Source organism: Actinocatenispora sera, from assembly GCF_018324685.1.
Classification (GTDB): domain Bacteria; phylum Actinomycetota; class Actinomycetes; order Mycobacteriales; family Micromonosporaceae; genus Actinocatenispora; species Actinocatenispora sera.
In genome coordinates this window covers 3,795,550-3,820,456 of the sequence record NZ_AP023354.1, presented here as the reverse complement: position 1 = coordinate 3,820,456, position 24,907 = coordinate 3,795,550, and the positions used below count along the sequence as shown (strand labels likewise).

Genomic DNA, 24,907 nt, shown 5'->3' with positions numbered 1-24,907 from the left:
ATGCCAAGATGGCCGGGGCACGCAACGTTGCGGCACGGTGAGGCGGGAGATGACGTGAGCGAGGCAACCGACAGCTATGACGTGGTCGTCCTCGGTGGCGGCAGCGGCGGGTACGCGACCGCGCTGCGCGCCGGCAGCCTCGGGCTGACCGTCGCGGTCGTCGAGCAGGACAAGGTCGGCGGCACCTGCCTGCACCGCGGCTGCATCCCGACCAAGGCGCTGCTGCACGCCGGCGAGGTCGCCGACGCCGCCCGCGAGGCGGCCCAGTTCGGCGTGCGGGCCAGCCTGGACGGCATCGACATGGCCGGCGTCAACAAGTACAAGGACGGTGTCGTCACCCGGCTGTACAAGGGATTGCAGTCGACGCTGGCCGCGCGCGGCGGCATCACCACGATCGAGGGCACCGGCCGGCTGGTCGCCCCGGACACCGTGGACGTCGACGGCCGGCGCGTCACCGGCCGGCACGTGGTGCTCGCGACCGGGTCGTACTCGAAGTCGCTGCCCGGGCTCGCCGTGGACGGCGATCGGGTGATCACCTCCGAGCACGCGCTGTCGCTGGACCGGCTGCCGGAGCGGGCGGTGATCCTGGGCGGCGGCGTGATCGGGGTCGAGTTCGCCAGCGCCTGGCGCTCGTTCGGGGTCGACGTGACGATCGTCGAGGCGCTGCCCCGGCTGGTCGCGGCCGAGGACGAGGACGTGTCGAAGGCGGTCGAGCGCGCGTTCCGCCGCCGTGGCATCGGCTACGTCACCGGCAGCCCGTTCACCGGAGTCGAGAAGACCACCGACGGCGTGCGGGTCAGCGTCGAGGGCGGCACGACGTTCGACGCGGACGTGTTGCTGGTCGCGGTGGGGCGCGGCCCGGTCACCGCCGACCTCGGGTTCGAGCAGCTCGGTCTGACCATGGACCGCGGGTACGTGCCCACCGACGAGCGGCTGCGCACCAACCTGCCCGGGGTGTACGCGGTGGGCGACATCGTGCCCGGCCTGCAGCTCGCGCACCGGGGTTTCCAGCAGGGCATCTTCGTCGCCGAGGACATCGCCGGCCTCGCTCCGCGGCCGATCGACGAGACCGGCATCCCGCGGGTCACCTACTGCGAACCGGAGGTCGCCTCGGTGGGGCTCACCGAAACCGCAGCCCGCGAGCGGTACGGGGCCGACGGGGTGGAGACTCTCACCTACAACCTGGGCGCCAACGGCAAGAGCCAGATCCTCAAGACCCAGGGCTTCGTCAAACTGGTCCGGGCCAGCGACGGGCCGGTCGTGGGTATCCACATGGTGGGTTCCCGGGTCGGTGAGCTGATCGGTGAGGCACAGTTGATCTACAACTGGGAGGCGTTCCCGTCCGACGTCGCTCCGTTCGTCCACATGCACCCGACCCAGAACGAGGCGCTCGGCGAGGCACACATGGCGCTCGCCGGCAAGCCGTTGCACGTCCACAGCTGAGCGCGCCCGAGTTCGACGCCCCAGCGAAGAATCGCAAGCGAGGAGTCCTACCCATGCCGACCTCGGTCACCATGCCGCAGCTCGGAGAAAGCGTCACCGAGGGCACCGTCACCCGGTGGCTCAAGCAGGAGGGCGACCGGGTGGAGGTCGACGAGCCGCTGCTCGAAGTCTCCACCGACAAGGTCGACACCGAGATCCCGTCGCCGGCCGCCGGCGTGCTGTCCCGCATCGTCGTACCCGAGGACGAGACCGTCGACGTGGGCGCCGAGCTGGCGCAGATCTCCGGCGACGGCGAGTCCGCTCCGGCACAGCCGGCCGCGGAACCGCAGCAGGCGCCGTCCGAGCAGCCGGCACCCGAGGCGGCGCAGCCCGCCGCGCCAGAGCAGTCCCCGAGCCGGCGCAGTCCCCCGAGCCGGCGCAGCCCGCCGCGGCACCGGCGCAGCCCGAGCAGCCGGCCGCGGCGCCGGCGCCGACCGGCGGCGCCGCCGAGGGCACCGAGGTGGCGATGCCGGCACTGGGCGAGTCGGTCACCGAGGGCACCGTGACCCGGTGGTTGAAGCAGGTCGGCGAATCCGTCGAGGTGGACGAGCCGCTGCTGGAGGTGTCCACCGACAAGGTCGACACCGAGATCCCGTCGCCGGCCGCCGGCACCGTGCTGGACATCAAGGTGCAGGAGGACGAGACCGTCGACGTCGGCACCGTCCTGGCGATCGTCGGTTCGGGTTCGCCGTCGGCAGCGCCCAGCCAGCCCGCGCCGAGCCAGCCCGCACCGGCCCAGCCGGTCGCGCCGAGCCAGCCCGCGCCTAGCCAGCCGGCGCCGAGCGAACCGGCCGGCCAGCCCGCTGCGGCGACGCCCGCACCGGCCCAGCCGGTCGCGCCGAGCCAGCCCGTCCAGCGGGCGCAGACCGCGGAGCCCGTGCAGCAGACCGCGCCGGCGGCATCGCCGCAGGTGGAGCAGCCCGCCTCGACCGGCCAGCAGCCGAGCGGCGACGGTCCGTCCGGCTATGTCACGCCGCTGGTGCGCAAGCTCGCCGCCGAGCACGACATCGACCTCGGGTCGCTGTCCGGCACCGGTGTCGGTGGCCGGATCCGCAAGCAGGACGTGCTGGACGCCGCCGAGGCGAAGAAGCGGGCGGCCGCGAAGCCGGCCGCGCCGGCGGCGGCTTCGGCACCGGCGGCGCCCACTGCGGCGCCGAGCCCGCTGCGCGGCCGGACCGAGAAGCTGCCCCGGATGCGGCAGGTCATCGCGAAGCGGATGGTCGAGTCGCTGCAGACCGCGGCGCAGCTGACCACGGTGATCGAGGTCGACGTGACCCGGATCGCGCAGTTGCGCGCCCGGGCCAAGGACGAGTTCCTGGCGCGGCACGGGGTCAAGCTGACGTTCCTGCCGTTCTTCGCGATGGCCGCGGTCGAGGCGCTGCGGGAGCACCCGAAGCTCAACGCGTCGATCGACACCGAGCAGAAGACGGTCACCTACCACGACACCGAGAACCTGGCGATCGCCGTGGACACCAACCGTGGGCTGATCGTGCCGGTCATCCACAACGCCGGTGACCTCAACCTGGCCGGCCTGGCCCGGCACATCGCCGACCTGGCCGGGCGCACCCGCGACAACACGGTCAGCCCGGACGACCTGGCCGGCGGTACCTTCACGCTGACCAACACCGGCAGCGTCGGCGTCCTGTTCGACACGCCGATCTTCCCGCAGCCGCAGGTGGCGATGCTCGGTGCCGGCGCCGTGGTGAAGCGGGCGGTGGTGGTCGACGACGCGAACCTGGGCGAGATCATCGTGCCGCGCTCGATGGTCTACCTTTCCCTGTCGTACGACCACCGGCTGGTCGACGGTGCCGACGCGGCCCGCTACCTGGCCACGGTCAAGGAGCGGCTGGAGGCCGGCGACTTCGAGTCCTCGCTCGGCCTGTAGGAGGCCGGTGGGGACAGCCAACCGACACCCGATCCAGCCGCCGGGGCGGCCCGCCGCAGTGCGGGCCGCCCCGGCGGCGTTCGCCCTCGGTTCGCCACGACCGGTCGACGGCGCGGGATCACCGCCGCCGGGTGGATGCAGCGCGATGGTCAGCGGCGCAACGACCCGGCGGCGACGACCAGGCCGGTACCGCTGAGCCGGACGGTGTCACCGGCCACCTGGACCGTGAGCCGGCTGGGCCGGCCGACGGAGTGTCCCTGCGCGACGACCACCGGGCGCGCCGGATCGACCAGCCCGTCCCGGACCAGTACCACCGCGAGCGGGCCGGCCGCGGTACCGGTGGCCGGGTCCTCGTCGATGCCCATCCGCGGGTTGACGAAGCGCAGGTGCGCGTGCGCGTCCGGCTCGGCCGGATCGAGGCTGAACACCGCGCAGCCCTCCCCGCCGACCGCGTCGAGCACCGGCAGCAACCGCTCGGGTACCGGCCGGATCCGGTCGACGGCGGCCCGGTCGACCGCCTGGACGAGCAGATGCCCGGCGCCGGTGGACACCACCTCGGCGATGCCGTCCGGCGCCAGGTCGGCCGGATCGAGGCCGAGCGCGGCGGCCAGCGCGGTACGGTCGGCGACCACGCCGCCGAACTCGGGCGCCGCCTGGCCGATCGTCACCGTGGCCCGGCCGTCACCGGCCGCCGTCACCTCGGTCGGGTAGCTGCCGGTCCCGATCTGCTGCACGTAGCCGGTGCGGCCGGCCGGCAGCCGGCCACGCTCGGCGAGCAGCGCCGCGGCGCCGAGCGCGAAGTGGCCGACGCCGTACACCTCCGCTCCGGTCGGGGTGAACGCCCGTAGCCGCCAGTCGGCCCCCGCCGCGCCGGCCAGGACGAACGCGGTCTCGGACTGGTTGAACTCGCGGGCCACCGCGCGCATGGTCGCCTCGTCCGCGTCGTCGGCGTCCAGCACGACGGTGGCGGGGTTGCCGGTGAAGGGCGCCGTCGCGAAGACGTCCACGTAGCCGAATTCCATCCGCCCATCCTGCACCACACCGGCCGGCCGCCCCGCGGTCAGTCGGGCGCGGCGAGGGCGGTACGGGCGAGTTCGGCGGCGCCCGCCGGTGAGCGGGCCGGCCGGTGGCGGGACTTCGCGTAGCCGGCGCCGATACCCGCGTGCGACGATGTGCCGGTGCCGGACCGCGCGTTGTTGATCATCGACCTGCAGTCCGCGTGCTGGGCTCGATCGGGTACGCACGTCACGCGGTGACGCTGGCGCGCGCCGAGGAGGTGACGTTCCGGCCGTGACCGGCGGGAGCGCCACGGACTCCGACAGCGGGCTCGGACACACGACGTGGATCTGGGTATCGTGGGCCGGCGGCGCGGCGGGAGGGCCGGTGACGGTTCCGAACGGCCCGCGCAGAAGGGACTGCGGGCCCGCGTGTGCGCGTCCGGCGCCGAGCCGATCCGGTGAGCCCGCGCGAACTGCATACGCGTACAAAAGGTACGGTCAACGTCACGTTCGGAGCCCGCGACGCGACGAGCGCGTCAACAGCTGGGAGAGCCAACCGTGAGGAGGGGCCGAATCGCACCCCGTGGGCCCAACGTCGCACTCCGCGACGCGCCGTCCACGATCACGCCCACGTAGGGAAGTCGCCAGCTCACCCAGCGCAGCGCGACCGCCCAGGCCGAGGGGCCGGAGCGCCCGCTGTATCTTAATCTTGGCGGTTGACCCGGCGGCATCGCGAGCGTGACCCTAACCGAACGCGACCCGCGGGCCCGATGTCCGTCCATCACCGAAACCCGTGTCTGGGAGGTGCCCACCCTTGGCACTGTTGAGCATCGTCGTGCCGGCATACAACGTCGAGGCGTATCTGGGTCCGTGCCTCGACTCGTTGCTGGACCAGACCTTCACCGACATCGAGCTGATCGGCGTCGACGACCGCTCTCCGGACCGCTGCGGCGCCATCCTCGACGAGTACGCGGCGCGCGACCCCCGGGTCCGCGTCGTGCACCTGGCCGAGAACGCCGGTCTGGGTGGCGCGCGCAACGCGGGACTGGCCGAGGCCACCGGTGAGTACGTCTGGTTCATCGACAGCGACGACTGGGTCGCCCCCAACTGCCTCGCCACGATCGCCCGGCGGCTCGACGCCGAGAAGCCCGACGTGCTGATGCTCGGACACGTCAAGTCGCGGTGGGACGGTTCGACCGGCCGGGACGGGTACAACTGGCTGCTGCGGCGGATGCCCGAGGAGCCGTTCAAGGCCGAGGACTTCCCGCGAATCGTCTACGTCTTCCCCTCCGCCTGGAACAAGGTGATTCGCCGGGAGCTGCTGACCCGGCTCGACATCCCGTTCCCCAAGGGCTACTACGAGGACATCCCGGTCACCTTCCCGCTGCTGCTGGCCGCCGAGAAGATCTCGGTGCTCAACATGACCTGCGTCTACTACCGGCAGCGGCGCGACTCGATCCTGCGCAGCGGCGGCGAGCGGCACATGGAGCTGGTCGACCAGTACCGGCTGGTGTGGGACCGGGTGCAGGCGCTCGGCAAGCTGCCCGAAGCGCTGACCTCCGAGCTGTACCTGCGGATGGTGCGGCACCTGTTCTACATCATCGGCTCCGGCCGACTCGGCCGCCACCAGCAGGAGTACTTCACCCGGGCGGGCGCGCTGGTGCGCGACACCCGGCCGGCCGGCTTCCCGACGCCGGAGGGTGTGGTCGGGATCCGCTACCGGCTGTTGCTGAGCGGCTCCTGGCCGGCGGCGGTCATCCTGCGGCGCGGCTGGCGGATGTACAAGAAGGTCAAGCAGAAGGCCCGCAAGGCGTACCGCAGGACCCGTCGCGTCGGCGGCGGCGTCAAGGGTTGGCTGCGTCAGCGCGCACTCATGACGCACTACGCGGTGCAGCGTCGCCGGCCGCTGGACGACAAGCTCGCGCTGTACTGCGCGAACTGGGGCCGCGGCTACACCTGCAACCCGAAGGCGATCTACGAGAAAGCCCGCGAACTCGTCCCGGACGTGCGCGGGGTGTGGGCGGTCCGGCCCGAGTCGGTGGACGAGATGCCGGCGGGTGTGCCGTACGTCGTGTTCGACACCCCGGCGTTCTACTCGGTGCTGGCCCGGGCCAAGTACATCGTCAACAACAACAACTTCGGCAACGAGTACGTCAAGCGCTCCGGCTCGGTGTACGTGCAGACCCACCACGGCACGCCGCTGAAGCGGATGGGCGTGGACGAGCGGGCGCTGGGCCAGCCGGCCGCCGAGCACCGCGACGCGCTCAAACGGCTGATGTCGCGGTGCGACAAGTGGGACCTCAACGTCAGCTCCAACCTGTACAGCACGGCAGTGTGGCGGCGCGCCTACCCGTGCTCGTTCAGCACCCTGGAGTACGGCTACCCGCGCAACGACGTGCTGAGCACGGCGACGCCGGAGCGGATCGCGGAGATCCGCGCCGGCCTGGGGATCGAGGCGGACGAGCGGGTCATCCTGTACGCGCCGACGCACCGCGACTACCAGGGCCGGCTCAACCCGTTCCTGGACCCGTCCGAGCTCGCCGACCGGCTCGGCCCCGGAAACCGCGTGCTGGTGCGGGCGCACTACTTCTACAACGGCGTGTTCAAGGGGCACGGGCCGATCACCTCGCCGTACATGCAGGACGTCTCCACCTACCCCAGCGTGGAGGAGCTCTACCTCGCGGCGGACGTGCTGATCACCGACTTCTCCTCGACCATGTTCGACTACGCGGTGCTGGACCGGCCGATCGTGATCTACGCCCCGGACTGGCCGGTCTACCAGGTCACCCGCGGGGTGTACTTCGACCTCGCCGCCGAGCCGCCCGGACTGTTCGTGACCAGTGCCGACGACCTGGTCGGCGGGCTGCGCAGCGGCGCGTACGACTCGGCCGAGACGACGGCGCTGCGGGCGGCGTTCCGGCGCCGGTTCGCCGCCATCGACGACGGGCACGCCGCCGAGCGGGTGGTGCGGTCGGTCCTGCTCGGCGAGCAGGTCATCGCGCCGAACGCGATCCCGACCCGGCCGACGCCGCCGAACGGCTCGGCGATCGACGATGCCGAGGAGGAGGCCGGCGTCGACGACGCGGCGATCGGCGAGCGGCCGATGTCGGAGGAGGAGCGCCGTGCCGATCCGGTGCCGGAGACCGTGAGCGACTGACGCCGGAGGAGATGTGCGCACGGTGCCCCTGCTCAGCGTCGTCGTGCCGGCCTTCGACGTGCAGGACTACCTCGTCGAGTGCCTGGACTCGCTGTTCACTCAGCGGTTCGACGACCTCGAGGTGATCGGCGTCGACGACTGCTCGCCGGACGGCTCCGGCCGCATCCTGGACGAGTACGCGGCCCGCGAGCCGCGGCTGCGGGTGTTGCACCTGCCGGCCAACCGGGGGTTGGGTGGAGCCCGCAACGCCGGGTTGGCCGAGGCGACCGGTGACTACGTGTGGTTCGTCGACAGCGACGACTGGGTGGACGAGCGGTCGCTGGCCCGGGTCGCCGCGCGGCTGGCGGCCACCGAGCCGGACGTGCTGCTGCTCGGCCACGAGATCAACCATCCCGACGGGCGGATCCAGCGCGACCCGGGCGATGCCCTGCTGGCCGGGCTGCCGGAGCGCTGCACCGCGATCGACCGGCCGGAGGTCTTCCGGGTCTTCCCGTCCGCCTGGAACCGGGTGGTGCGGCGCGAGTTCCTGCTGAGGCTCGGAATCGACTACCCCACCGGGTGGTACGAGGACCTGCCGGTGAGCTATCCGATGCTCGCCGCGGCCGGCTCGATCGCCGCCACCGACGCGGTCTGCTACCACTACCGGCAGCGCGGCGGGTCGATCCTCGCCACCGGCGGCGCCCGCAACCTCGACCTGATCCGGCAGTACGAGCTGGTGTTCGCCCGGCTGGCCGCGCTCGGTGAGGCCGCCGCGCCGCTGGTACCGGTGCTGTACCGGGTGATGGTCAAGCACCTGTTCGTGCTGCTGGGTTCCGGCCGGCTCGGTGCCGCCGACCGCCGCGAGTACTTCCGGCAGGCGTCCGCGCTGGCCCGGCGATCGAAACCGACCGGGTTCGTGCCGCCGGGCGGCGGCGACGGCGTCCGGTACCGGCTGCTGGTGTCCGGGTCGTGGCCGGCGGTCGCCGCGGTACGGGCGGCGTACCGCGGCGCGCGGGACGGCCGGCGGGTCGTCCGCCGGGCGCGCCGGGCCGCGCACCGCGGCCGCAGCCTGGCCGGCAAGAGCCTGCTGCGCGGCTACTACCACGCGCAGCTGCGCCGCCCGGTCGACGAACACCTGGCGCTCTACTGCGCGTACTGGGGCCGCGGGTACGCCTGCAACCCGAAGGCGATCTACGAGAAGGCCCGGGAGCTCGCGCCGGACGTGCGCGGGGTGTGGGTGGTCACCGCGGAGGGCGCACGGTCGATGCCATCCGGCGTGGAGTACGTCGTGCAGGACACGCCGGCGTTCTTCCGCGCCCTGGCCACCGCGAAATACCTGGTCAACAACAACAACTTCGGCAACTATCTGGTGAAGCGGCCGGGCACGGTGTTCCTGCAGACCCACCACGGCACCCCGTTGAAGTCGATGGGAGTGGACGAGCGGCCGAACCCGCTCGCACCGGCCGGCAAGCACGCCACCAGGCAGAGCCTGCTGGCCCGCTGCACGGCCTGGGACTACGACCTGAGCTCCAACGGCTACAGCAGCACGATCTGGCACCAGGCGTACCCGGTCGACTTCCGCACCCTGGAATACGGTTACCCGCGCAACGACACCCTCGTCGGCGCGACGGCGGCCCGGGTCAGCGCGCTGCGCGCGCGGCTCGGCATCGGCCCGGACGAGACCGTCGTGCTGTACGCACCGACCCATCGCGAGTTCCAGCCCGACTACCGGCCGCTGTTCGATCCGGCCGAGTTCGTCGCCGCGCTCGGCCCGCGACACCGGCTGCTGACCCGGGCGCACTACTTCTACGCCGAGGGCACCGGCGGCGAGCCGGACGGCGCGGTGCTGGACGTCTCGGCGTACCCGGTGGTCGAGGAGCTGTACCTGGTCGCCGACGTGCTGGTCACCGACTACTCGTCGGCGATGTTCGACTATGCGGTGCTGGACCGGCCGATCGTGATCTACGCGCCGGACTGGGACGCCTACCGGGACACCCGGGGCGTCTACTTCGACCTGGCGGCGGCGCCACCCGGGCTGTTCACCCGCGACTACGCCGAGCTGGTCGAGGCGTTCCGCACCGGCGCGGTGGACACCCCGGCGACCCGGGAGCTGCTCGCCGCGTTCCGGGACAGGTTCTGCGGTTTCGACGACGGCCGGGCGGCGGAACGGGTGGTACGCAAGCTGATGTTGGGCGAGGAGCCGGAGCTGCCGGCCGGGGCGCGCGGGGCCGCCGCCGACCGGGCCGGGCGCTGACCGCGGCGCGGCAGTGCCGTCGCCGCGTCAGCGCCGGCGGGCGGCGCCGGGTATCCCGAGCAGTCGCGTGGGCGCCGCCCCGATCGCGTCCGTGGCGGCCGCGACGGCCGCGGTCGAACGGTGCGGCGCCGGCCGGGTGCGGGCCGCGCCGATCGCCTGGTAGAACTGCTGTACCGCCTCGGCGTTGTAGGCCTCGTAGTCGAACGGCGGATTCGGTACGGCTCCGCGCAGCTGGGCCCGCATCCCGTCGGCGAGCCCGTCCTCGGTGCGCGGCACCACCAGGCCGACGCCGTCCGGCAGCGAGCCCCGGACCGAGGCGAAGTCGGTCGACACGACCGGCAGGCCGAGCACCCGCGCCTCCAGGATCACCATCGGCTGCCCCTCGTAGTCGCTGGACAGCACGAAGCAGTCGCCGCGCCGCAGGATCGCGTGCGGGTTGTTCTGCTGGCCGGTCAGGATCACCGAGTCGGTCAACCCCAGCTGCCCGACCAGCTGCTCCAGCTGGTGGTACAGCGGGCCGCTGCCGACGAGGATCAGCCGGGTCGCCGGTTCCTCCGCGTGCACCTGGGCGAACGCCCGGATCAGCCGCGCGTGGTTCTTCTCCGGCGAGCAGCGGCCGACGGTGACGAACGTGGTGACCCCCGGTGGTGGGGCGATGATGCGCTCGATCAGCGCGCGCCGCTCCGCCGCCTGCCGCCGCGACTCCTGCCGCTTCGCCTCCACGACCGGGTCGTCGCCCATGTCGGGGACGACGCTCTCCTCGCCGCCGGCCTCGCCGCCCTCCGGCGCCGGCAGCTCGGCCAGCAGGTCGGCGTCGGCCTGGGCCAGGATGGCGCGGTAGTTGATGGTGTTGACCGCGGCGGTGAACTCGGCGTTGCCAGCGATCGCGCCGAGCTTGGCCCGGTTGATCGCGGCCAGTGCCGGCGACACCGACACCAGCCGGTCGAAGTACCGGTACGTGGTGGCCACCGCGCCGAGACCGGCCTCCAGCGGCCGGCGCCCGTTCACCTCGCGCAGCCGGTCGGCGGCCATGTCGTTGTGCATCCAGATCGACTTGCAACGCGCCGGCGCGGTCAGGAACACGTAGTCCCAGAACGGCCCGTACCCGCTGAAGTCGACGACGTAGTCGAATCGGGCATCGCCGAACACCCGGCGGAACTCGTCGGCGAACAGCCGGTTCTGCGCGTCAAGGTCGACCCGCGGCGCGGTCAGTCCCCGGGCGAGCAGCCGCCGGCGCGCGAGGGTGAACCGCTTGCTGCCGTTGATGCCCCCGATGTACGGGAACAGCCGGACGTTCGGGTTGAGCTGGGCCTCGTTCTTCACCCGGTCCTGGCTGCGCCGCCGGTAGCTGTACAGCGCGGACACGTCGAACCGGTCGTAGTCGATGTTGTCGAGCAGGTTGAGCATCGAGGTGGTGATGCCGTTGGTCCGCATGCCGCCCAGGTAGATCAGGATCGACTCACGCCCGTCGGTCAGGTCGGTACGCACGTCGTAGCCGTCCCGGCGGCCCCGGAACACCACGTCGACCACCCGCGCGGCCGCTCCCCCGTCGTCGCGCGGCACGTAGTCGGCGGCGGCCTTGGCGTACCGGGACTGGCTGGCGGCGGTGACGTCGTGGTCGGTGCCCAGGCTGTCGAGCGCGGCGGCGAGCTCGTCGATCCGGTCGGTCACCGGCCCGGGCCACGCCTCGGTACCGACGTAGAGCCCGCGCTCGCCGTCGTAGTCGGCGAGATCCGGTGCGTAGAACAGGATCGGCCGGCCGGTCGCGAGGAAGTCGTAGAAGATGCTGGAGTAGTCGGTGACGAGCACGTCGGTGATGCCGAGCGCGACGTTGGCCGGCACGTCGTTGGGTACCAGCAGGCCGCGCAGCTCGGGTCGGTCCATCGCGTACCTGTAGACCTGCTGGTGCACCTTGAGCAGCACCCGGTAACGACTGGTGTCGATCCGCGCGTTGAGCTCGCTGATCCGCGCGAGCAGCTCATCCGCATCGTCCTGCGGCCGGTGGAAGGAGTTGCCCTTCCAGGTCGGTGCGTACAGCACGATCTGCTGGCCGGGGTCGATCACGACGCCGCGATCGCGCAGCTGGCCGCGGATCCGGCGAGCCTGCTCCGGGGTGCAGAACTGCCGGTCGATGCGCGGGAAGCCCTCCTGGACGATCGATCCGCGGTAGATGCCGCGCAGCTTGTACGCGGTCTGGTACATCTGCTGGGTCATGAACTCGCTGCCGGACAGCAGGTAGTCGGCCATCACGAAGTTGCGGATGACGTTGCGCGTTTCCGGCCCACCGCCCTCGATGTCGTACCCCATCTTCTTCAGCGGCGTGCCGTGCCAGGTGTTGAGGTAGACCTGCCCGTCCCGCTTGCCGAACTGTGGCGGGAAGGTGGCGTTGTTGATCAGGTACTTCGAGGTCGCGAGCGCGCGGTAGTAGGCGCGGGAGTTGGTCTTGACGAAGCTGACGTTCGGGTAGCCGGCGAAGCGCTGGATCGTCTGGCGGTAGCGGTGGAAGTCCGACAGCGCCCAGACGTGCTGCAGGTGCTGCTGGTCGGGCGCGGCGAGCAGTTCGGTGAAGATCGCCTCCGGGTTACACAGCATCCCGTTGCCGGAGAACGACTCGTACAGCACGGTGTCGTGCTGGATCGGCGCGGCGCGCCAGTGCGCGTGCGACTCGAAGTCTTTGATGATCTTGATGCGGTGCCGGATCCGGCGAAACTTCGCGCTGAACCTCGATCGCGCCATCTCTCTCCCACCCGCGCCCCACCGGCCGAGCGCAGCACCCCACTGCGCAGGGTCACTCGGCGATTTCTGCACGTTGCAGTCGCTACACGTCCAGCCACGTCCGGACGTGGCACGTCCCGGCGAACCGGGCGGCCGGCTGCCCGATGCCACCCCCGCGGCACCGGTCGCCCCGGCAGGGCAAACCGACCTGATTACAATAACGGACTCATTTAAGTACTTTGAGTCACCTCCCCTGGTAAGGCCGGTGCCAGTGGAGCGTGAACTACCCCGTGGGGCCGGCAAAAGCTCCGCCAACCGTCGGCCAATTCCCACGTTCCGCTGCTGACCGACCACGCGCTGAGACATTCTCGAAAACGACCCGAGAGGTGGCGGGAAACGGGGAACGGCCCATCCCGGGCACCCTCTCGACGCAGTACGGCCGCGGCGCGGCGAGGAGGGCGCATGGCAGGCGTGCCGTCCGCAGCGGTCTCCAGCCGTCCGGACGCCGATGGGACCGCAGCACCCGGGCGCCGGCTCGCCACCCTCGCGCCGGTGATCGCCCTGTACGTCCTCGCCGCGGCGTTCGGCCTGCTGGTCGCGCGGCGGCCGCCGTGGAGCGGTGACACCGGGATACATCTGGCGGTCATCGAACAGTTCAGCCGCAACCTGCACGATCCACCCGACCCGATGACCGGCGTCGCGGAGCCGGGCAGCGTCTACTACTCGCCGTTCACGCTGCTACAGGCGCTCGGGTTCCGGTTCGGCGGGCTCGACCCGTGGACGATCTTCCGGATCAGTGCGGTGGTCAACGCGCTGCTGGTCGCGAGCGGCATGCACCACTTCGTCCGCCGGCTCAGCCGCGCCCCCGCGGCGCCCTTGTGCGCGCTTGCCGCGGTCGTCCTGGTCAACGGCACCCAGCTGCTGCTCTGGTCCGGCGCGTACGGTCTGGCCTCGCTCGGCCAGACCCTCTACTACCCGAGCACCTTCGCGCTCGGCATCACCCTGCACCTGTGGGGTGTCCTCGCGTACGCGCTCGCCGGTGGCCGCGGCTGGTGGCCGTACCCGGTGGCCGCGGTGCTCGGGGCCGACGTCCTGCTCGACCACCAGTTCACCGCGCTGGGCGCCGGGTTCGGCGCCATCGCGCTGCTCGTCGCCCACCGGCGCCGGCTCACCCTGCGCCGGATGCTCGCGCTGGCCGGCGCCGCGGTCGGCGCCGCGGTGCTCGTCGCGGCCTGGCCGTACTTCTCGATCACGTCGCTGCTGGGCGACACCGGCCAGCTCGACGCCATCCACCGCCCGCTCTACCGCAACATGTTCGACCTGTACGGGCTCGGCCTGGTCGTCGGCGTCCCGGCGCTGGCGCTGCGGTTTCGCCGCAGCCGCACCGACCCGCTGGTGCTGCTCGCACTGCTGTCCGCCGTGCCGGTCGGCTACGGGCTGCTGACCGGCGCGTACGCCTGGGGCCGGGCCTGGCCGATGCTCCTGCTCGCCGGCCAGATCGCGGCCGGGATCGAGCTCGTCACGGTGCTGTCGAGCGGCACCCGGACGGCCCGGCTGTACGCGGGCGCGCTGGCCGTCACGGTGTTCGCGGTCGGCGGCTGGACCCAGGCCGGGGTGGCCGAGCTCGGCACCCCGATCCCGGCGGCGCTCGCGACCCGGATGCAGGTCAAGCACAGCTGGGGGGACTACCGCTGGCTGGCCCGGGAGCTGCCGGCCGGGACCCGGATCCTCGCCGACACCTACCACGCCAAGCGGATGGCCCCGGCGTACCGGATCTACCCGGTGGCGTCGGTGTATCCGGAGCCGTGGCTGCCCGGCGACGAGCGCCGCCGCGACGATGCGGCGACGATGCTCGACCCGGCCACGCCACCGGCGCGCCGGGCCGCGCTGCTGCGCGCCTACCGGGTGCACTGGCTGGTCGCCTACCCCAGCCACGCGGCCCGGCTGCGCGCCGCCGGGTTGCGGCTGACCTCGGTGGCGCACAGCCTGCTGTTTCCGCGCGACGGGCTCTACCGGATCGGCTGACCGGGCCGGCGCGGGGCCGGGCCGGCGTGCTCAGGCCTTGGCGTAGTCGTGGTACTCGTCCAGGACCGACTCGATCGGGCCGTCGGAGATCAGCTCACCCTTGCGCAGGTAGATGCCACGCTTGCAGAACCGGCGCAGATCCTTGTCGGAGTGCGAGACGAGCACCAGGGTGCGGCCCTCGGCGAGCATCCCCTCGATGGTCTTGTAGCACTTCTCCCGGAACTTGCGGTCGCCCACCGCGAGCGCCTCGTCGACCAGCATCACCGGGTGCTCCAGCTGGGTGAGCACGGCGAACCCGAGCCGCACCTTCATCCCGGAGGAGTAGTGCCGGATCGGCGTGTCGATGAACTCGGCCACGTCGGCGTACTCGACGATCGCGTCGAACCGCTTCCGGATCTGCTGCTGGCTCAGGCCGTGCATGGCCGCGACGATCTGCACGTTCTCCCGGCCGGTCAGGTCGCCGGAGAAGCCGGCGGACAGGGCCAGCAGCGGAGCCACCTTGCCCCGGCACTCCACCCAGCCCTCGTCCGGGCTGAGCACGCCGGCGATCATCCGCAGCAGGGTCGACTTGCCCGTACCGTTCGCGCCGATCAGGCCGACGGCCTCGCCCTCTTCGATGCTGAAGTTGATGTGCCGCAACGCCCAGAAGTCGTGGCTGATCTTCGGGCCGCGGTTCTTGCCACGGAAGATGAACATCTCCCGCAGCTTGCGCTGCCGCTTCCGGTTCTTGCTGAACCGGATGCCCAGGTCGTGCGCCTCGATGATGGTGCTCATCGTCTTCCTACAGCTCCTTGAGCACGGCCGACTCGGCCCGGTTGAAGACCCACCAGCCAAGGATGAACACGATCAGCGAACCGGTCGCCGACATGATCACCAACTGTGCGCTGGGGAACATCGGCGCGATCCACGCGCCGTGCTGCAACTCCATGATCCCCACCAGCGGGTTGCACTGGTAGAGGAACTGGAACCAGCCGGGCAGGGAGGACGGATCTCCCGGCGCGCCGATCACCCGGGCGAGCGGGTAGATGACCGGCGCCGAGTACATCAGGATGCGCACGATCAGCCGGGTCATCCGCTCCACGTCGCGGAACAGCACGTTGAGCGGGGCGAGGATCAGCGCCACCCCGATCAGCAGCACGCCCTGGATCACCATGGCCAGCGGGATGGCGAGCAGCCGCCAGGTGAAGTAGCCGTGGAAGATCAGCGCGAACACCAGCACCACCGGGATGCCGACCAGGAACTCGACCGACCGGGCGAACACCTTCGAGATCGGGAAGATCTGCCGGTGCACCCGCATCGTGGTGATCAGCCGGGACTGCGAGCTCAACGCGTGCGCCGACTCGGTGATGCCGGCCGACATCCACATCCAGGCGAAGATGCCGGAGACGATGAACAGCGGATAGCCGGCGTGGCCGAGCATGTTCTCGTCGCCGCTGCGGTGGTAGAGCACCCCGAAGATGAACCAGTAGATCAGCGCCTGCACGAGCGGATCGATCAGCGACCACAGGTACCCGAGCATCGAGGACTGGTACTTGACCGCCAGGTCCCGGCGCACCAACATCCCCATGACGCTGCGTTGTCGCCAGAGCGTTCCGACTTCCACCGTCAAGATGTCCTCCGATTTCGCCTGCCCGTGGGCCGTCGGCCGGCGAAGGGGTGCCGGCGAGGGGATCGAGTCGACCCGGAGCATCACGCGCCCGAGGTGGCGGCGCAGAGTATCACCGCGGAGCCCGAGATGTTCCAGAATCGTATAGCGCCCATTCGGCGGGCGGTCAGCCAGCACCATGTTCGCCGCGGATGATTCAACCGTAGGCCCAAGATCGTTTACGCGCCGGCCGCCCGATCGCGGGTCGGCGCGTCGCGACACCCGCCTCGTACGGCCGCATCCACCAGCGGGAAAGGCTAACCGGCACCCGGCCGGCGCGGCCAGTCGACCCGAATTCGACCGTACTGTCCTGGTACGTACCGCAGGCCCTCGGCGGGAACCCGTCTGCTGGCGCACACTGCCCGGCCGGTACCGGGTAGCGAGACTAGGCTCGCAGCGTGACCGACATCGCGCTGCGGGAGCAGGCAGCTCCCGCCGAACGGCTGGAAATCGTCCGCGCCGGCCTCGTCGACTACCGCGTCGCGTGGGACCAGCAGCGCCGCATCCAGCAGGCCCGCATCGACGACACCGGCCCGGACACGCTGCTGCTGCTGGAGCATCCCAGCGTGTACACGGCCGGCAAGCGCACCGAACCGCTGGACCGCCCGACCGACGGCACCCCGGTCATCGACGTCGACCGCGGCGGCAAGATCACCTGGCACGGCCCCGGGCAGCTCGTCGGCTACCCGATCATCAAGCTGCCCGACCCGGTCGACGTGATCGCGTTCGTGCACCGGGTGGAAGACCTCGTCATGTCGGTGTGCGCCGAGTTCGGCGTGCCGACCACCCGGATCACCACCCGCAAGGACATGCGCGGCGGGGTGTGGGTGCTCGCCGACGACCGCGGACCGACCCGCAAGATCGCCGCCCTCGGGATGCGCGTCTCGCACGGGGTCACCGAGCACGGCTTCGCGCTCAACTGCAACTCCGACCTCACCGGGTACGACCGGATCGTGCCGTGCGGCATCCGGGACGCCGGGGTGACCTCGCTGAGCTACGAGCTGGGCCGCGAGGTGACCGTCGCCGAGGTGCTCCCGATGGTCGAGTCCCGCGTCCACATGCTCTTCCCGTAACCGCCGCCCGCCCGCCGCCCGCCGCCCGCCCGCCCGACGATGTTGATCAAGGGATCCGTTCCCGCCGTCCTGGCGAAACGTGCCTGGATCCCTTGATCAACTTCCGCGGGGGCGGCGGGCGTCAGGGTGTGAGGCGGTGGAGGTCGCGCGGGAACAGCGTGACCTCGCGCACGTTCGCGGCGCCGGTGAGCCGGGCCACGAACCGTTCCAGCCCGATCGCGAACCCGCCGTGCGGCGGCATCCCGTGCCGGAAGAACTCCAGGTACGACGCGTACGGCTCGATGCTCTCGCCGCGGGCGGTGATCGCCGCCACGTAGTCGGCGTACCGGTGCAGCCGCTGCGCGCCGCTGATCAGCTCCAGTCCACGAAACAGCAGGTCGAAGCCGCGCGAGTAGCCGGGCCGGGCCGGGTCCGGGTGGGTGTAGAAGGCGCGCTTCGCCGTCGGGTACCCCTCGACGATCAGCCACTCCGAGCCGTGCTCGCGCTGTGCCCAGGCCGACAGCCACCGTTCGTGGGCCGGCGCCAGGTCCTGCTCGCCCGACAGGTCCTCCCCCGCCGCCGCGCCGATGCGCTCCAGCGCCTCGGCGAAGTGCACCACGGGCAGCTCGGCCGGTACCTCCGGCAGGGCGATCCCGGCCGCGGCGACCGCGCCGCCGGCCGAGCCGGCCATCGCCTCCACCATCCCGGCGAACACGTCCCGGATCACGCCGATCACGTCCCGGTGGTCCTCGATGAACCCCAGCTCGGCGTCCAGCGAGGTGTACTCGGCCAGGTGCCGGGCGGTGTCGTGCGGCTCGGCCCGGAACACCGGGCCCACCTCGTACACCCGCTCGAACACGCCGACCATCGCCTGCTTGTAGAACTGCGGGCTCTGCGCCAGGTAGGCCCGGCGGCCGAAGTAGTCGACGCCGAACACGTTCGCACCCGACTCGGTCGCGTAGCCGACCAGCTTCGGCGTGTGCACCTCGGTGAAGCCGAGGCCGTCCAGGGTGGCGCGGAACCCGCGCACCCCGGCGGCGGCCAGCTCGATCGGCGCCCGCTGCCGCGCGTTGCGCAGCGCGAACGGCGCCGCGTCGAGCACCGTCGGCAGGCTCACCCGAAGCTCCGGCCGGTACAGCTCGAACGGCAGCGGTTCGGCCGGCTCGGACAGCGGTTCCCAGCCCGGCTCGACGACCTCGATCCCGCCCGGGGCGTCCGGGTTCGCGACCGCGCGGCCGGTCACCTCGACGACCGTCTCCTCCGGCAGCTGCGCCAAGCGCTGCCGCGCGGCCGGGTCGGACACCACGACCTGGGCGAGGCCCGCCCGGTCACGCAGGATCAGGAACGCCACGGACTTCAGCAGCCGCCGCCGGTGTACCCAGCCGGCCAGCCGAACCTGCTCGCCGGCGTGCGCGGCGAGCTCGGTGGACAGAATGCGTTGCACCACAACACCTCCTCGTACGGATACGCGGACCCCTGGCGAGGGCTGCGGCCCGGAGGTGTGCGAACGGTGGAGAGGTGCCTCGCCGACCAACACGCCGCCTGTCGCAGCCCTGTTGGTGTGGGCGATGGGGCAAGGTCGCGGTGCCACCACACCTTCGCCGCCACGAGGCGGCCTTGCGCGACGCCGGCGAACCGGCATCGCTGGCCCGATCACGGGGGCCGGCCGGCGGGGCTTGGGGCGCAGCCCCGGACCGGGCCGGTCGCGCCGTTGTTCCCCGCGGCTCGGGAGGGTCTTCACGCGTGGTCCGGAGGCCGCCGTCACAGCAGCAGGCGGCTCTCTCGGCTCCGGGGTCCACGTGCTACTTGGCTCCGTCAGTGCCGTTGCCGCAGACCATAGCGCGCACGCACCAGGTACCGGCAACCAGATTGCCGGCGGGCTGTTACCTTTCCCGGACACATCGACGACGATCGACGGCCGGGGGTACGAGTGCGGCGGCGGACGTGCATCGCGGCGGGGATACTGGCGCTCGGCGCGCTGGCGGTCACCGGCTGCGGCCCGGACGGTGCCCCGCCGGCCACGCACGGCGCCTCGGCGTCGCCGCACCCCGGATCGCCCAGCGCGGCGCCGGACGCGATCCGCGGGTTCGAATTCGGTTCGGCGGCCTGGCACCACCCGATGCTCAACGCGATGCTGCGGGCCCGGACCCAGCGCGGTGACCGGACGCTGACGCTGCACGACGGCCGGGGCAAGGGCAGCACCCCCGACGGTGGACCGGTCAGCTGCCGCGGCGCCGGTGCCCCGGTGTACGGCGACATCGGCGGTGGCAGCCAGGTGGCCGCGGCCGGGCTGGTCTGCGCCGCCGGGGTCAACGAGTACACCGCGTACTACGTGTGGCGCTGGGACGCCGCGAGGCGCACCGCGGTGCAGGACGACCAGCCGCTGGTGGTGGGCGAGCACTGCGGCTCCGACGTGCGGACGGTCGCCTACCGCGACCACGCGTTCGCGATCACCGTGGGGCTCGGCATTCCGGACAGCAGCTGCGCGGACTCCGACCGCGGCCGCACCCCGTACAGCTACACGGTGGTCGAGCGGGACGGCTTCCTGATGCGCAGCACGCCGGAGAAGGGCGCGGTGCGCGAGTGCGCGCTGAACGACGGCGACATGCGTCAGCTCGAGGGCGTCACCCTGTACGCGGACCGGGACGCCTCGTCGCCGGTGGTGTACCGGCCGAAGGGGCTCGCGACGCTGTGGACGGTCGGCGAGCACGACTACTACGAGTCGACCGACGACCTGACCGGCAAGAAGACCCGGTGGCAGTTCGTCCGGGCCAACCTGCCGCACGGCTACGTCTGCGGCTACCGCCGGGTCGGCTGACCGCCGCCGCGGTCACGGACGGGCGAAGCACCGCGGGCCGCCGGCAGCGACACGGGCCGAGCGGGACGCAAGGGCCGGGTGAAGCCGGTACCAGCGGGTCACAAACCGGGCAGCCCGCCGGAGACGTGAGGCACCTCACGTAACGTGCGGTGAGTGACGTCACGGACCGCCGTGCGTACCGGTTCGCGGCGTTAGGCTGGCCGGCGTGACCGTGGTTCAGCCAGAGGGCCGACGACTTCTGCGCATCGAGGCCCGCAACTCCGAAACGCCCATCGAGCGCAAGCCGCCGTGGATCAAGGTGCGCGCCAAGATGGGTCCCGAGTACACGGATCTGAAGGGCCTGGTGAAACGCGAGGGCCTGCACACCGTGTGCGAGGAGGCCGGCTGCCCCAACATCTACGAGTGTTGGGAGGACCGCGAGGCCACCTTCCTCATCGGCGGTGACCAGTGCACCCGCCGGTGCGACTTCTGCCAGATCGACACCGGGCGGCCGGCCGAGTTCGACGCCGACGAGCCGCGCCGGGTGGCCGACTCGGTCGCCACCATGGGCCTGAAGTACGCGACGATCACCGGCGTGGCCCGCGACGACCTGCCCGACGGCGGCGCCTGGCTGTACGCCGAGACCGTCCGGCAGATCCACAAGCACGTGCCCGGCTGCGGCGTCGAGCTGCTGATTCCCGACTTCAACGCCAAGCCCGACCAGCTGGCCGAGGTGTTCTCGTCCCGGCCGGAGGTGCTCGCGCACAACATCGAGACGGTGCCGCGCATCTTCAAGCGGATCCGCCCCGGCTTCCGGTACGAGCGGTCGCTGGAGGTGATCACCAAGGCGCGCGAGGACGGCCTGGTCACCAAGTCCAACCTGATCCTCGGCATGGGTGAGGAGTTCGACGAGGTCGTGCAGGCGATGCGGGACCTGTTCGACGCCGGTTGCGAGCTGCTCACCATCACCCAGTACCTGCGCCCGTCGGTGCGACACCACCCGATCGACCGGTGGGTCAAGCCGGAGGAGTTCGTGGCGCTGCGCGAGGAGGCCGAGCGGATCGGCTTCGCCGGCGTGCTGGCCGGGCCGCTGGTGCGCTCGTCGTACCGCGCCGGCCGGCTGTTCCGGCAGGCCAAGACGGCGCGCGGCGAGGCGCTGCCGCCCGAGCTCGCGATCCAGTCCGTCTGATCGGGTCGACGCCGGCGCCCGGTCAGTAGTACTCGTACCGGGGGCCGGCGAACGACCCGATCGCGCAGAGCAGGTAGCCGAAGCCGGCCAGCCCGACCCCGGCGGCGAGCACGCCGGAGTACCGCGCCAGGCCGACCGCGCCGAGAGTGAACGCTCCGGCGGCGAACAGCAGCAACAACCCGGACACGACCCGCAGCGCCAGGCCGCGCAGGAACGCGTACCCGACGAACCAGCACAGCAGCAGCACGCCGACGATCACCGACACACCGATCCCGGCGGTGGGCAGCTGGTACCCGTTGGCGCTGGCCACGCCGCCGGCCGCGATCTCGACGATCGTCAGCACGATCAGCCACAGCACGCCGAGCACCGCGTACAGCACCCGGCAGACCGTCGAGTCGAGCGTTCCGGCCAGCGCCACCAGCAGCGCCGGCACCAGCATCACGCACTGCACCAGCACGAACGCGCCGACGCCGACGGCGCTCGCCGAGGTGGTCACGCCGCCCAACGAGGTGTCGTGCAGGTCGAGCTGGTCGGCACCGAACCACGGCAGGCCGGCACCGCCCACCACGATCAGGACGAACCCGACCAGTGTGACGCCCAGGCTGCCCCGGGCACGGGGCCGACGCCGGGTCGGGGCGTAGCCGACCGGTCCGTACGCCATCCGCGCTGCCTCCCGTTCCACCCCGCGCCCGCCGCGCGATCGTCGACCGACGGTAGCGAGCGCGCGCCAGCCGGCCCGACACTCCGCCGGTACGTCGCTGCGCGGGAGACGTCGATAGACTCACGGCATGGCCAAAGCTGAGCCGGAGAAGGCATCGTTCCTCGAACGCCTGAAGCAGATCCGCACCGCGTTCGTGTTCACCGCCAAGCGCGACACCCTGTTCCTGCCGCTGGTGATCGTCGCGGTGGTGATCCCGCTCGCGGCCGGCGTGATCGCGTTCCTGCTGCTCGGCTCGCCGGTCTGGATCGCGGTCGGCGTGGTGCTCGCGCTGCTCGCGGTGCTGATCGTGATGAACCTGCGGGCCAACACCGCGATGCTCAACGAGGCCGAGGGCAAGGTGGGTGCCGCCGCGGCGATCCTGCAGACGATGCGCGGCGACTGGAAGGTCACCCCCGCGGTGCAGGCGACCACGCAGGAGGACTTCGTGCACCGGGCGGTCTGCCGCGCCGGCGTCGTGCTGATCGGCGAGGGCAACCCCGGCCGGCTGCGCAGCCTGCTCGGCCAGGAGAAGAAGCGCACCTCCCGGGTCGCCGGTGACACCCCGATCTACGACATCCAGGTCGGTGACGAGGAGGGCCAGGTCAGCCTGCGCAAGCTGCGCAGCCATCTGCTGAAGCTGCCCCGCAACATCACCGCCAAGCAGGTCTCCGCGCTGGACACCCGGCTCGGCGCGATCGGTTCCCGGCCGCCGATGCCGAAGGGCCCGATGCCCCGGAACGCCCGCCCGCCCAAGGGCGCCTACAAGGCGATGCGCGGCCGGTAGGACCCGCTAGGTCCGGCTTGCCGGCGCCTCGTCGCCCAGGTGCAGGGCGAGGGTGCGCAGCAGGTCGGCGAGCTGGTCGCGCTGCGCCGCCGACAGGCCGGCAAGCAGCCGGTCCTCGTTGGCGACGTGGCCGGTCACCGCGCGGTCGATGAGCGTGCGCCCCTCCTCGGTCAGCGCGATCAGCACGCTGCGCCGGTTGCCCGGATCGACCCGGCGGGTCACCAGCCCGCGCGAGGTCAGCCGGTCGATCCGGTTGGTCATCGCACCCGACGTGATCATCGAGGAGGCCACCAGCGCGCCGGCGGTCAGCTGGTAGGGCGGGCCGCTGCGGCGCAGCGTGGCGAGGATGTCGAACTCCCACGACTGCAGGTCGTGCTGGGCGAAGTACTCCCCGAGGCCGTGCTCCAGCAGCCGGCCGACCCGCTTGATCCGGCCGACGATGCCCATCGGGCTGGCGTCCAGATCGGGCCGCTCGGCCTGCCACTGCGCGAGAATCCGATCGACCGCGTCCGGCATCACACACTCCTCGACATTGAACTGTTTGACACCAAGATAGCTCGCGGCCTAGATTTCTCGACGTTGAACATTTCAACGTCGAGGAGTTTGCCATGGCCGACACCGCCACCGGCGCCCGGACCCGTACCGCGCAGGCCGCCGGTGCCCTCGCGGCGCCGGCGGGATCCGTCGCGGCACGCACCGCGCTGACCGCCCTCGCCCCCGTCGTCTGGGGCACCACCTACCTGGTCGCCAGCCAATGGCTGCCGCCCGGCCATCCGCTCTGGTCGGCGACCCTGCGCGCGCTGCCGGCCGGTCTGATCGCCCTCGCCCTCGGCCGCCGGCTACCGCGCGGCGCGTGGTGGTGGCGCGCTGCCCTGCTGGGCACGCTCAACATCGGCGCCTTCTTCGCGCTGCTGTTCGTCGCCGCGTACCGGCTGCCCGGCGGCGTCGCCGCGATCCTCGGCGCACTGCAACCGCTCGCCGTCGCCGCCCTCGCGTACGGGCTGCTCCGGGAGCGACCGACGCTGTGGCGGCTCGGCTGGGCGATCGCCGGAGCCGGCGGGGTGGCGGTGATCGTGCTGCGCGCCGGCGCCGCCCTCGATCCGGTCGGCATCGTCGCCGGCAGCCTCGGTACCGCCGGGATGGCGGCCGGCGTGGTCCTGTCGAAGCGGTGGCGACGACCGGTCGGCGTCCTCGCGTACACCGGCTGGCAGCTCACCGCCGGCGGGCTCCTGCTGCTCCCCCTCGCCGTACTGGTCGAGGGAGCGCTGCCACCGCTGGACCTGCCCGCGCTCGGCGGCTACCTGTGGCTCGGCGGCGTCGGCACACTGCTCGCGTACGGCCTCTGGTTCACCGGCATCGGCCGGCTGCCGGTCACCGCGCTGTCGTTCCTGCCCCTGCTCTCCCCCGTCGTCGCCGCGGCCGTGGGCTGGCTGGTGCTGGGCCAGTCCCTGGGCCCGCTGCAGGTGGCCGGCTTCGTCCTCGCGCTCGGCGCCATCGCCGCCGCACAGTTCGCCCCCCGTCGGCGCACCGCCCGCCCCACGCCGGAGGACAACCCGTCCGCCTGACCGCCGTCGGCCCTGGTCGGCGACCGACCGGCACCGTCCGGGCGCTCGGATCAGGTGTGCACCATGATCGAGCGGGCGGCGCGGTCGTGCAGGCCGCGGCCACCCGGGCCGATCACGAGCGGCGGCACGATCAGGCAGAGCAGGAAGCCGCGCAGCAGGGCCCGCGGCACGCCGACCCGGCCATGATCCGACACCCGCAGGCAGGCGATCCGGGCCAGACGCATGCCCACCGTCTGGCCGAAGACCCCGATGAAGACCCCGTACTCGACGATCAGCACCGGGTAGGCCCAGAAGCCGACCATGGTCTGGTTGGAGAACACCCCGGTCAGGCGGGCCAGCACGGTTCCGACCAGCAGGCAGAGGATCCAGTCGAGGACCAGCGCGACGAACCGCTTGCCCCAGGTGGCGGGGCTGCCCGGCTCGGCCGGCGCGTTCGGGTCGGCGGGCCGGCCGGTGGTCTGCTGGGACGAGCGCTCGCTCACCGGCCCAGCTTACGGCGACTCGCCGGTACCGGCGCCCCCGGGTCCGCGCCCGTACCGCGGGTCGGCGCGCTCAGGTGGGTGTTGCGGGGGCGGTTCCGCCCAGCCGTGGTCGTGGTCAGGGGGGCGGAAAGCCGGCGGGCACGTAACAGCGGCGAAACAATGCAGATACGGCCGGGCAACGGCGGGTACCTACCCTGT

Annotated in this window: 18 protein-coding genes and 2 pseudogenes; 11 read left to right on the top strand and 9 right to left on the bottom strand. The window is 72.0% G+C overall.

The window, feature by feature from the left end; all coding sequences use genetic code 11:
• The 3 genes and pseudogenes from lpdA to sucB all read left to right on the top strand — a co-directional run.
• Positions 1-1,443 (top strand): dihydrolipoyl dehydrogenase, encoded by a 1,443-nt coding sequence (lpdA, locus tag Asera_RS18165; protein ID WP_035297653.1) that lies wholly within the window; start codon positions 1-3, stop codon positions 1,441-1,443.
• Between the two features lie 53 nt (positions 1,444-1,496).
• Positions 1,497-1,664 (top strand): annotated as a pseudogene (locus tag Asera_RS33985) (biotin/lipoyl-containing protein); the annotation flags it as partial.
• A gap of 185 nt (positions 1,665-1,849) precedes the next feature.
• Positions 1,850-3,367: pseudogene (sucB, locus tag Asera_RS18160) on the top strand (2-oxoglutarate dehydrogenase, E2 component, dihydrolipoamide succinyltransferase); the annotation flags it as partial.
• Between the two features lie 149 nt (positions 3,368-3,516).
• Here the strand turns inward: sucB and Asera_RS18155 are convergent.
• Entirely contained in the window at positions 3,517-4,389 is an 873-nt protein-coding gene (locus Asera_RS18155) for a PhzF family phenazine biosynthesis protein (RefSeq protein ID WP_030447887.1), read from the bottom strand.
• Between the two features lie 38 nt (positions 4,390-4,427).
• Complete coding sequence (locus Asera_RS18150; protein ID WP_157034997.1) at positions 4,428-4,571, bottom strand: hypothetical protein; 144 nt, start codon at positions 4,569-4,571, stop codon at positions 4,428-4,430.
• 608 nt (positions 4,572-5,179) lie between these two features.
• Here Asera_RS18150 and Asera_RS18145 point away from each other — a divergent pair.
• A complete protein-coding gene (locus Asera_RS18145; protein ID WP_051802622.1) occupies positions 5,180-7,522 on the top strand; it encodes a bifunctional glycosyltransferase/CDP-glycerol:glycerophosphate glycerophosphotransferase in 2,343 nt (780 codons plus the stop codon).
• Positions 7,523-7,544: 22 nt separating this feature from the next.
• The gene (locus Asera_RS18140; protein ID WP_051802667.1) at positions 7,545-9,755 is read left to right on the top strand and encodes a bifunctional glycosyltransferase/CDP-glycerol:glycerophosphate glycerophosphotransferase; all 2,211 of its coding nucleotides are present in this window, start codon (positions 7,545-7,547) and stop codon (positions 9,753-9,755) included.
• A 27-nt stretch (positions 9,756-9,782) separates the two neighbouring features.
• On the opposite strand, the gene Asera_RS18135 is transcribed toward Asera_RS18140, so the two are convergent.
• Positions 9,783-12,491 carry a glycosyltransferase gene (locus Asera_RS18135; protein ID WP_084132191.1) on the bottom strand — a complete coding sequence of 903 codons (2,709 nt, stop codon included), beginning with the start codon at positions 12,489-12,491 and terminating at the stop codon, positions 9,783-9,785.
• Positions 12,492-12,932: 441 nt separating this feature from the next.
• On the opposite strand from Asera_RS18135, the gene Asera_RS18130 reads away from it, so the two are divergent.
• Complete coding sequence (locus Asera_RS18130) at positions 12,933-14,495, top strand: hypothetical protein (protein WP_051802621.1); 1,563 nt, start codon at positions 12,933-12,935, stop codon at positions 14,493-14,495.
• A 30-nt stretch (positions 14,496-14,525) separates the two neighbouring features.
• Here Asera_RS18130 and Asera_RS18125 read toward each other — a convergent pair whose 3' ends face one another.
• Positions 14,526-15,269 carry an ABC transporter ATP-binding protein gene (locus Asera_RS18125; RefSeq protein ID WP_030447882.1) on the bottom strand — a complete coding sequence of 248 codons (744 nt, stop codon included), beginning with the start codon at positions 15,267-15,269 and terminating at the stop codon, positions 14,526-14,528.
• Between the two features lie 7 nt (positions 15,270-15,276).
• Positions 15,277-16,104 carry an ABC transporter permease gene (locus Asera_RS18120; protein WP_030447881.1) on the bottom strand — a complete coding sequence of 276 codons (828 nt, stop codon included), beginning with the start codon at positions 16,102-16,104 and terminating at the stop codon, positions 15,277-15,279.
• Positions 16,105-16,547: 443 nt separating this feature from the next.
• On the opposite strand from Asera_RS18120, the gene lipB reads away from it, so the two are divergent.
• On the top strand, positions 16,548-17,213 hold the full coding sequence (gene lipB / locus Asera_RS18115; RefSeq protein WP_244844199.1) for a lipoyl(octanoyl) transferase LipB: 666 nt from the start codon (positions 16,548-16,550) through the stop codon (positions 17,211-17,213).
• Between the two features lie 121 nt (positions 17,214-17,334).
• On the opposite strand, the gene aspS is transcribed toward lipB, so the two are convergent.
• Complete coding sequence (aspS, locus tag Asera_RS18110) at positions 17,335-18,636, bottom strand: aspartate--tRNA(Asn) ligase (protein WP_030447879.1); 1,302 nt, start codon at positions 18,634-18,636, stop codon at positions 17,335-17,337.
• 486 nt (positions 18,637-19,122) lie between these two features.
• Between aspS and Asera_RS18105 the strand changes: the two genes are divergently transcribed.
• Positions 19,123-20,010 carry a hypothetical protein gene (locus tag Asera_RS18105; RefSeq protein WP_030447878.1) on the top strand — a complete coding sequence of 296 codons (888 nt, stop codon included), beginning with the start codon at positions 19,123-19,125 and terminating at the stop codon, positions 20,008-20,010.
• 205 nt (positions 20,011-20,215) lie between these two features.
• On the top strand, positions 20,216-21,178 hold the full coding sequence (gene lipA / locus Asera_RS18100; RefSeq protein WP_030447877.1) for a lipoyl synthase: 963 nt from the start codon (positions 20,216-20,218) through the stop codon (positions 21,176-21,178).
• A 22-nt stretch (positions 21,179-21,200) separates the two neighbouring features.
• Here the strand turns inward: lipA and Asera_RS18095 are convergent, their stop codons facing one another.
• Positions 21,201-21,839, bottom strand: a complete 639-nt coding sequence (locus Asera_RS18095) for a hypothetical protein (protein WP_157034996.1) — start codon at positions 21,837-21,839, stop codon at positions 21,201-21,203.
• Between the two features lie 127 nt (positions 21,840-21,966).
• On the opposite strand from Asera_RS18095, the gene Asera_RS18090 reads away from it, so the two are divergent.
• Positions 21,967-22,662: a DUF4191 domain-containing protein gene (locus Asera_RS18090; RefSeq protein WP_030447875.1), complete on the top strand. Its 696-nt coding sequence runs from the start codon at positions 21,967-21,969 to the stop codon at positions 22,660-22,662.
• Between the two features lie 6 nt (positions 22,663-22,668).
• On the opposite strand, the gene Asera_RS18085 is transcribed toward Asera_RS18090, so the two are convergent.
• The gene (locus Asera_RS18085) at positions 22,669-23,178 is read right to left on the bottom strand and encodes a MarR family winged helix-turn-helix transcriptional regulator (RefSeq protein ID WP_030447874.1); all 510 of its coding nucleotides are present in this window, start codon (positions 23,176-23,178) and stop codon (positions 22,669-22,671) included.
• A gap of 92 nt (positions 23,179-23,270) precedes the next feature.
• On the opposite strand from Asera_RS18085, the gene Asera_RS18080 reads away from it, so the two are divergent.
• Complete coding sequence (locus tag Asera_RS18080; protein ID WP_051802620.1) at positions 23,271-24,227, top strand: EamA family transporter; 957 nt, start codon at positions 23,271-23,273, stop codon at positions 24,225-24,227.
• Positions 24,228-24,277: 50 nt separating this feature from the next.
• Here Asera_RS18080 and Asera_RS18075 read toward each other — a convergent pair whose 3' ends face one another.
• Positions 24,278-24,709 carry an RDD family protein gene (locus Asera_RS18075; RefSeq protein ID WP_030447872.1) on the bottom strand — a complete coding sequence of 144 codons (432 nt, stop codon included), beginning with the start codon at positions 24,707-24,709 and terminating at the stop codon, positions 24,278-24,280.
• Positions 24,710-24,907 lie beyond the last annotated feature (198 nt).

Excerpts from the sequence above, each read along its gene's own strand:
- Asera_RS18155 (WP_030447887.1), bottom strand. The coding sequence starts at position 4,389 with ATGGAATTCGGCTACGTGGACGTCTTCGCGACGGCGCCCTTCACCGGC.
- Asera_RS18125 (WP_030447882.1), bottom strand. The coding sequence starts at position 15,269 with ATGAGCACCATCATCGAGGCGCACGACCTGGGCATCCGGTTCAGCAAG.
- Asera_RS18085 (WP_030447874.1), bottom strand. The coding sequence starts at position 23,178 with ATGCCGGACGCGGTCGATCGGATTCTCGCGCAGTGGCAGGCCGAGCGG.
- Asera_RS18095 (WP_157034996.1), bottom strand. The coding sequence starts at position 21,839 with ATGGCGTACGGACCGGTCGGCTACGCCCCGACCCGGCGTCGGCCCCGT.
- Asera_RS18135 (WP_084132191.1), bottom strand. The coding sequence starts at position 12,491 with ATGGCGCGATCGAGGTTCAGCGCGAAGTTTCGCCGGATCCGGCACCGC.
- Asera_RS18130 (WP_051802621.1), top strand. The coding sequence starts at position 12,933 with ATGGCAGGCGTGCCGTCCGCAGCGGTCTCCAGCCGTCCGGACGCCGAT.
- Asera_RS18090 (WP_030447875.1), top strand. The coding sequence starts at position 21,967 with ATGGCCAAAGCTGAGCCGGAGAAGGCATCGTTCCTCGAACGCCTGAAG.
- Asera_RS18080 (WP_051802620.1), top strand. The coding sequence starts at position 23,271 with ATGGCCGACACCGCCACCGGCGCCCGGACCCGTACCGCGCAGGCCGCC.
- Asera_RS18150 (WP_157034997.1), bottom strand. The coding sequence starts at position 4,571 with ATGATCAACAACGCGCGGTCCGGCACCGGCACATCGTCGCACGCGGGT.
- lpdA (WP_035297653.1), top strand. The coding sequence starts at position 1 with ATGCCAAGATGGCCGGGGCACGCAACGTTGCGGCACGGTGAGGCGGGA.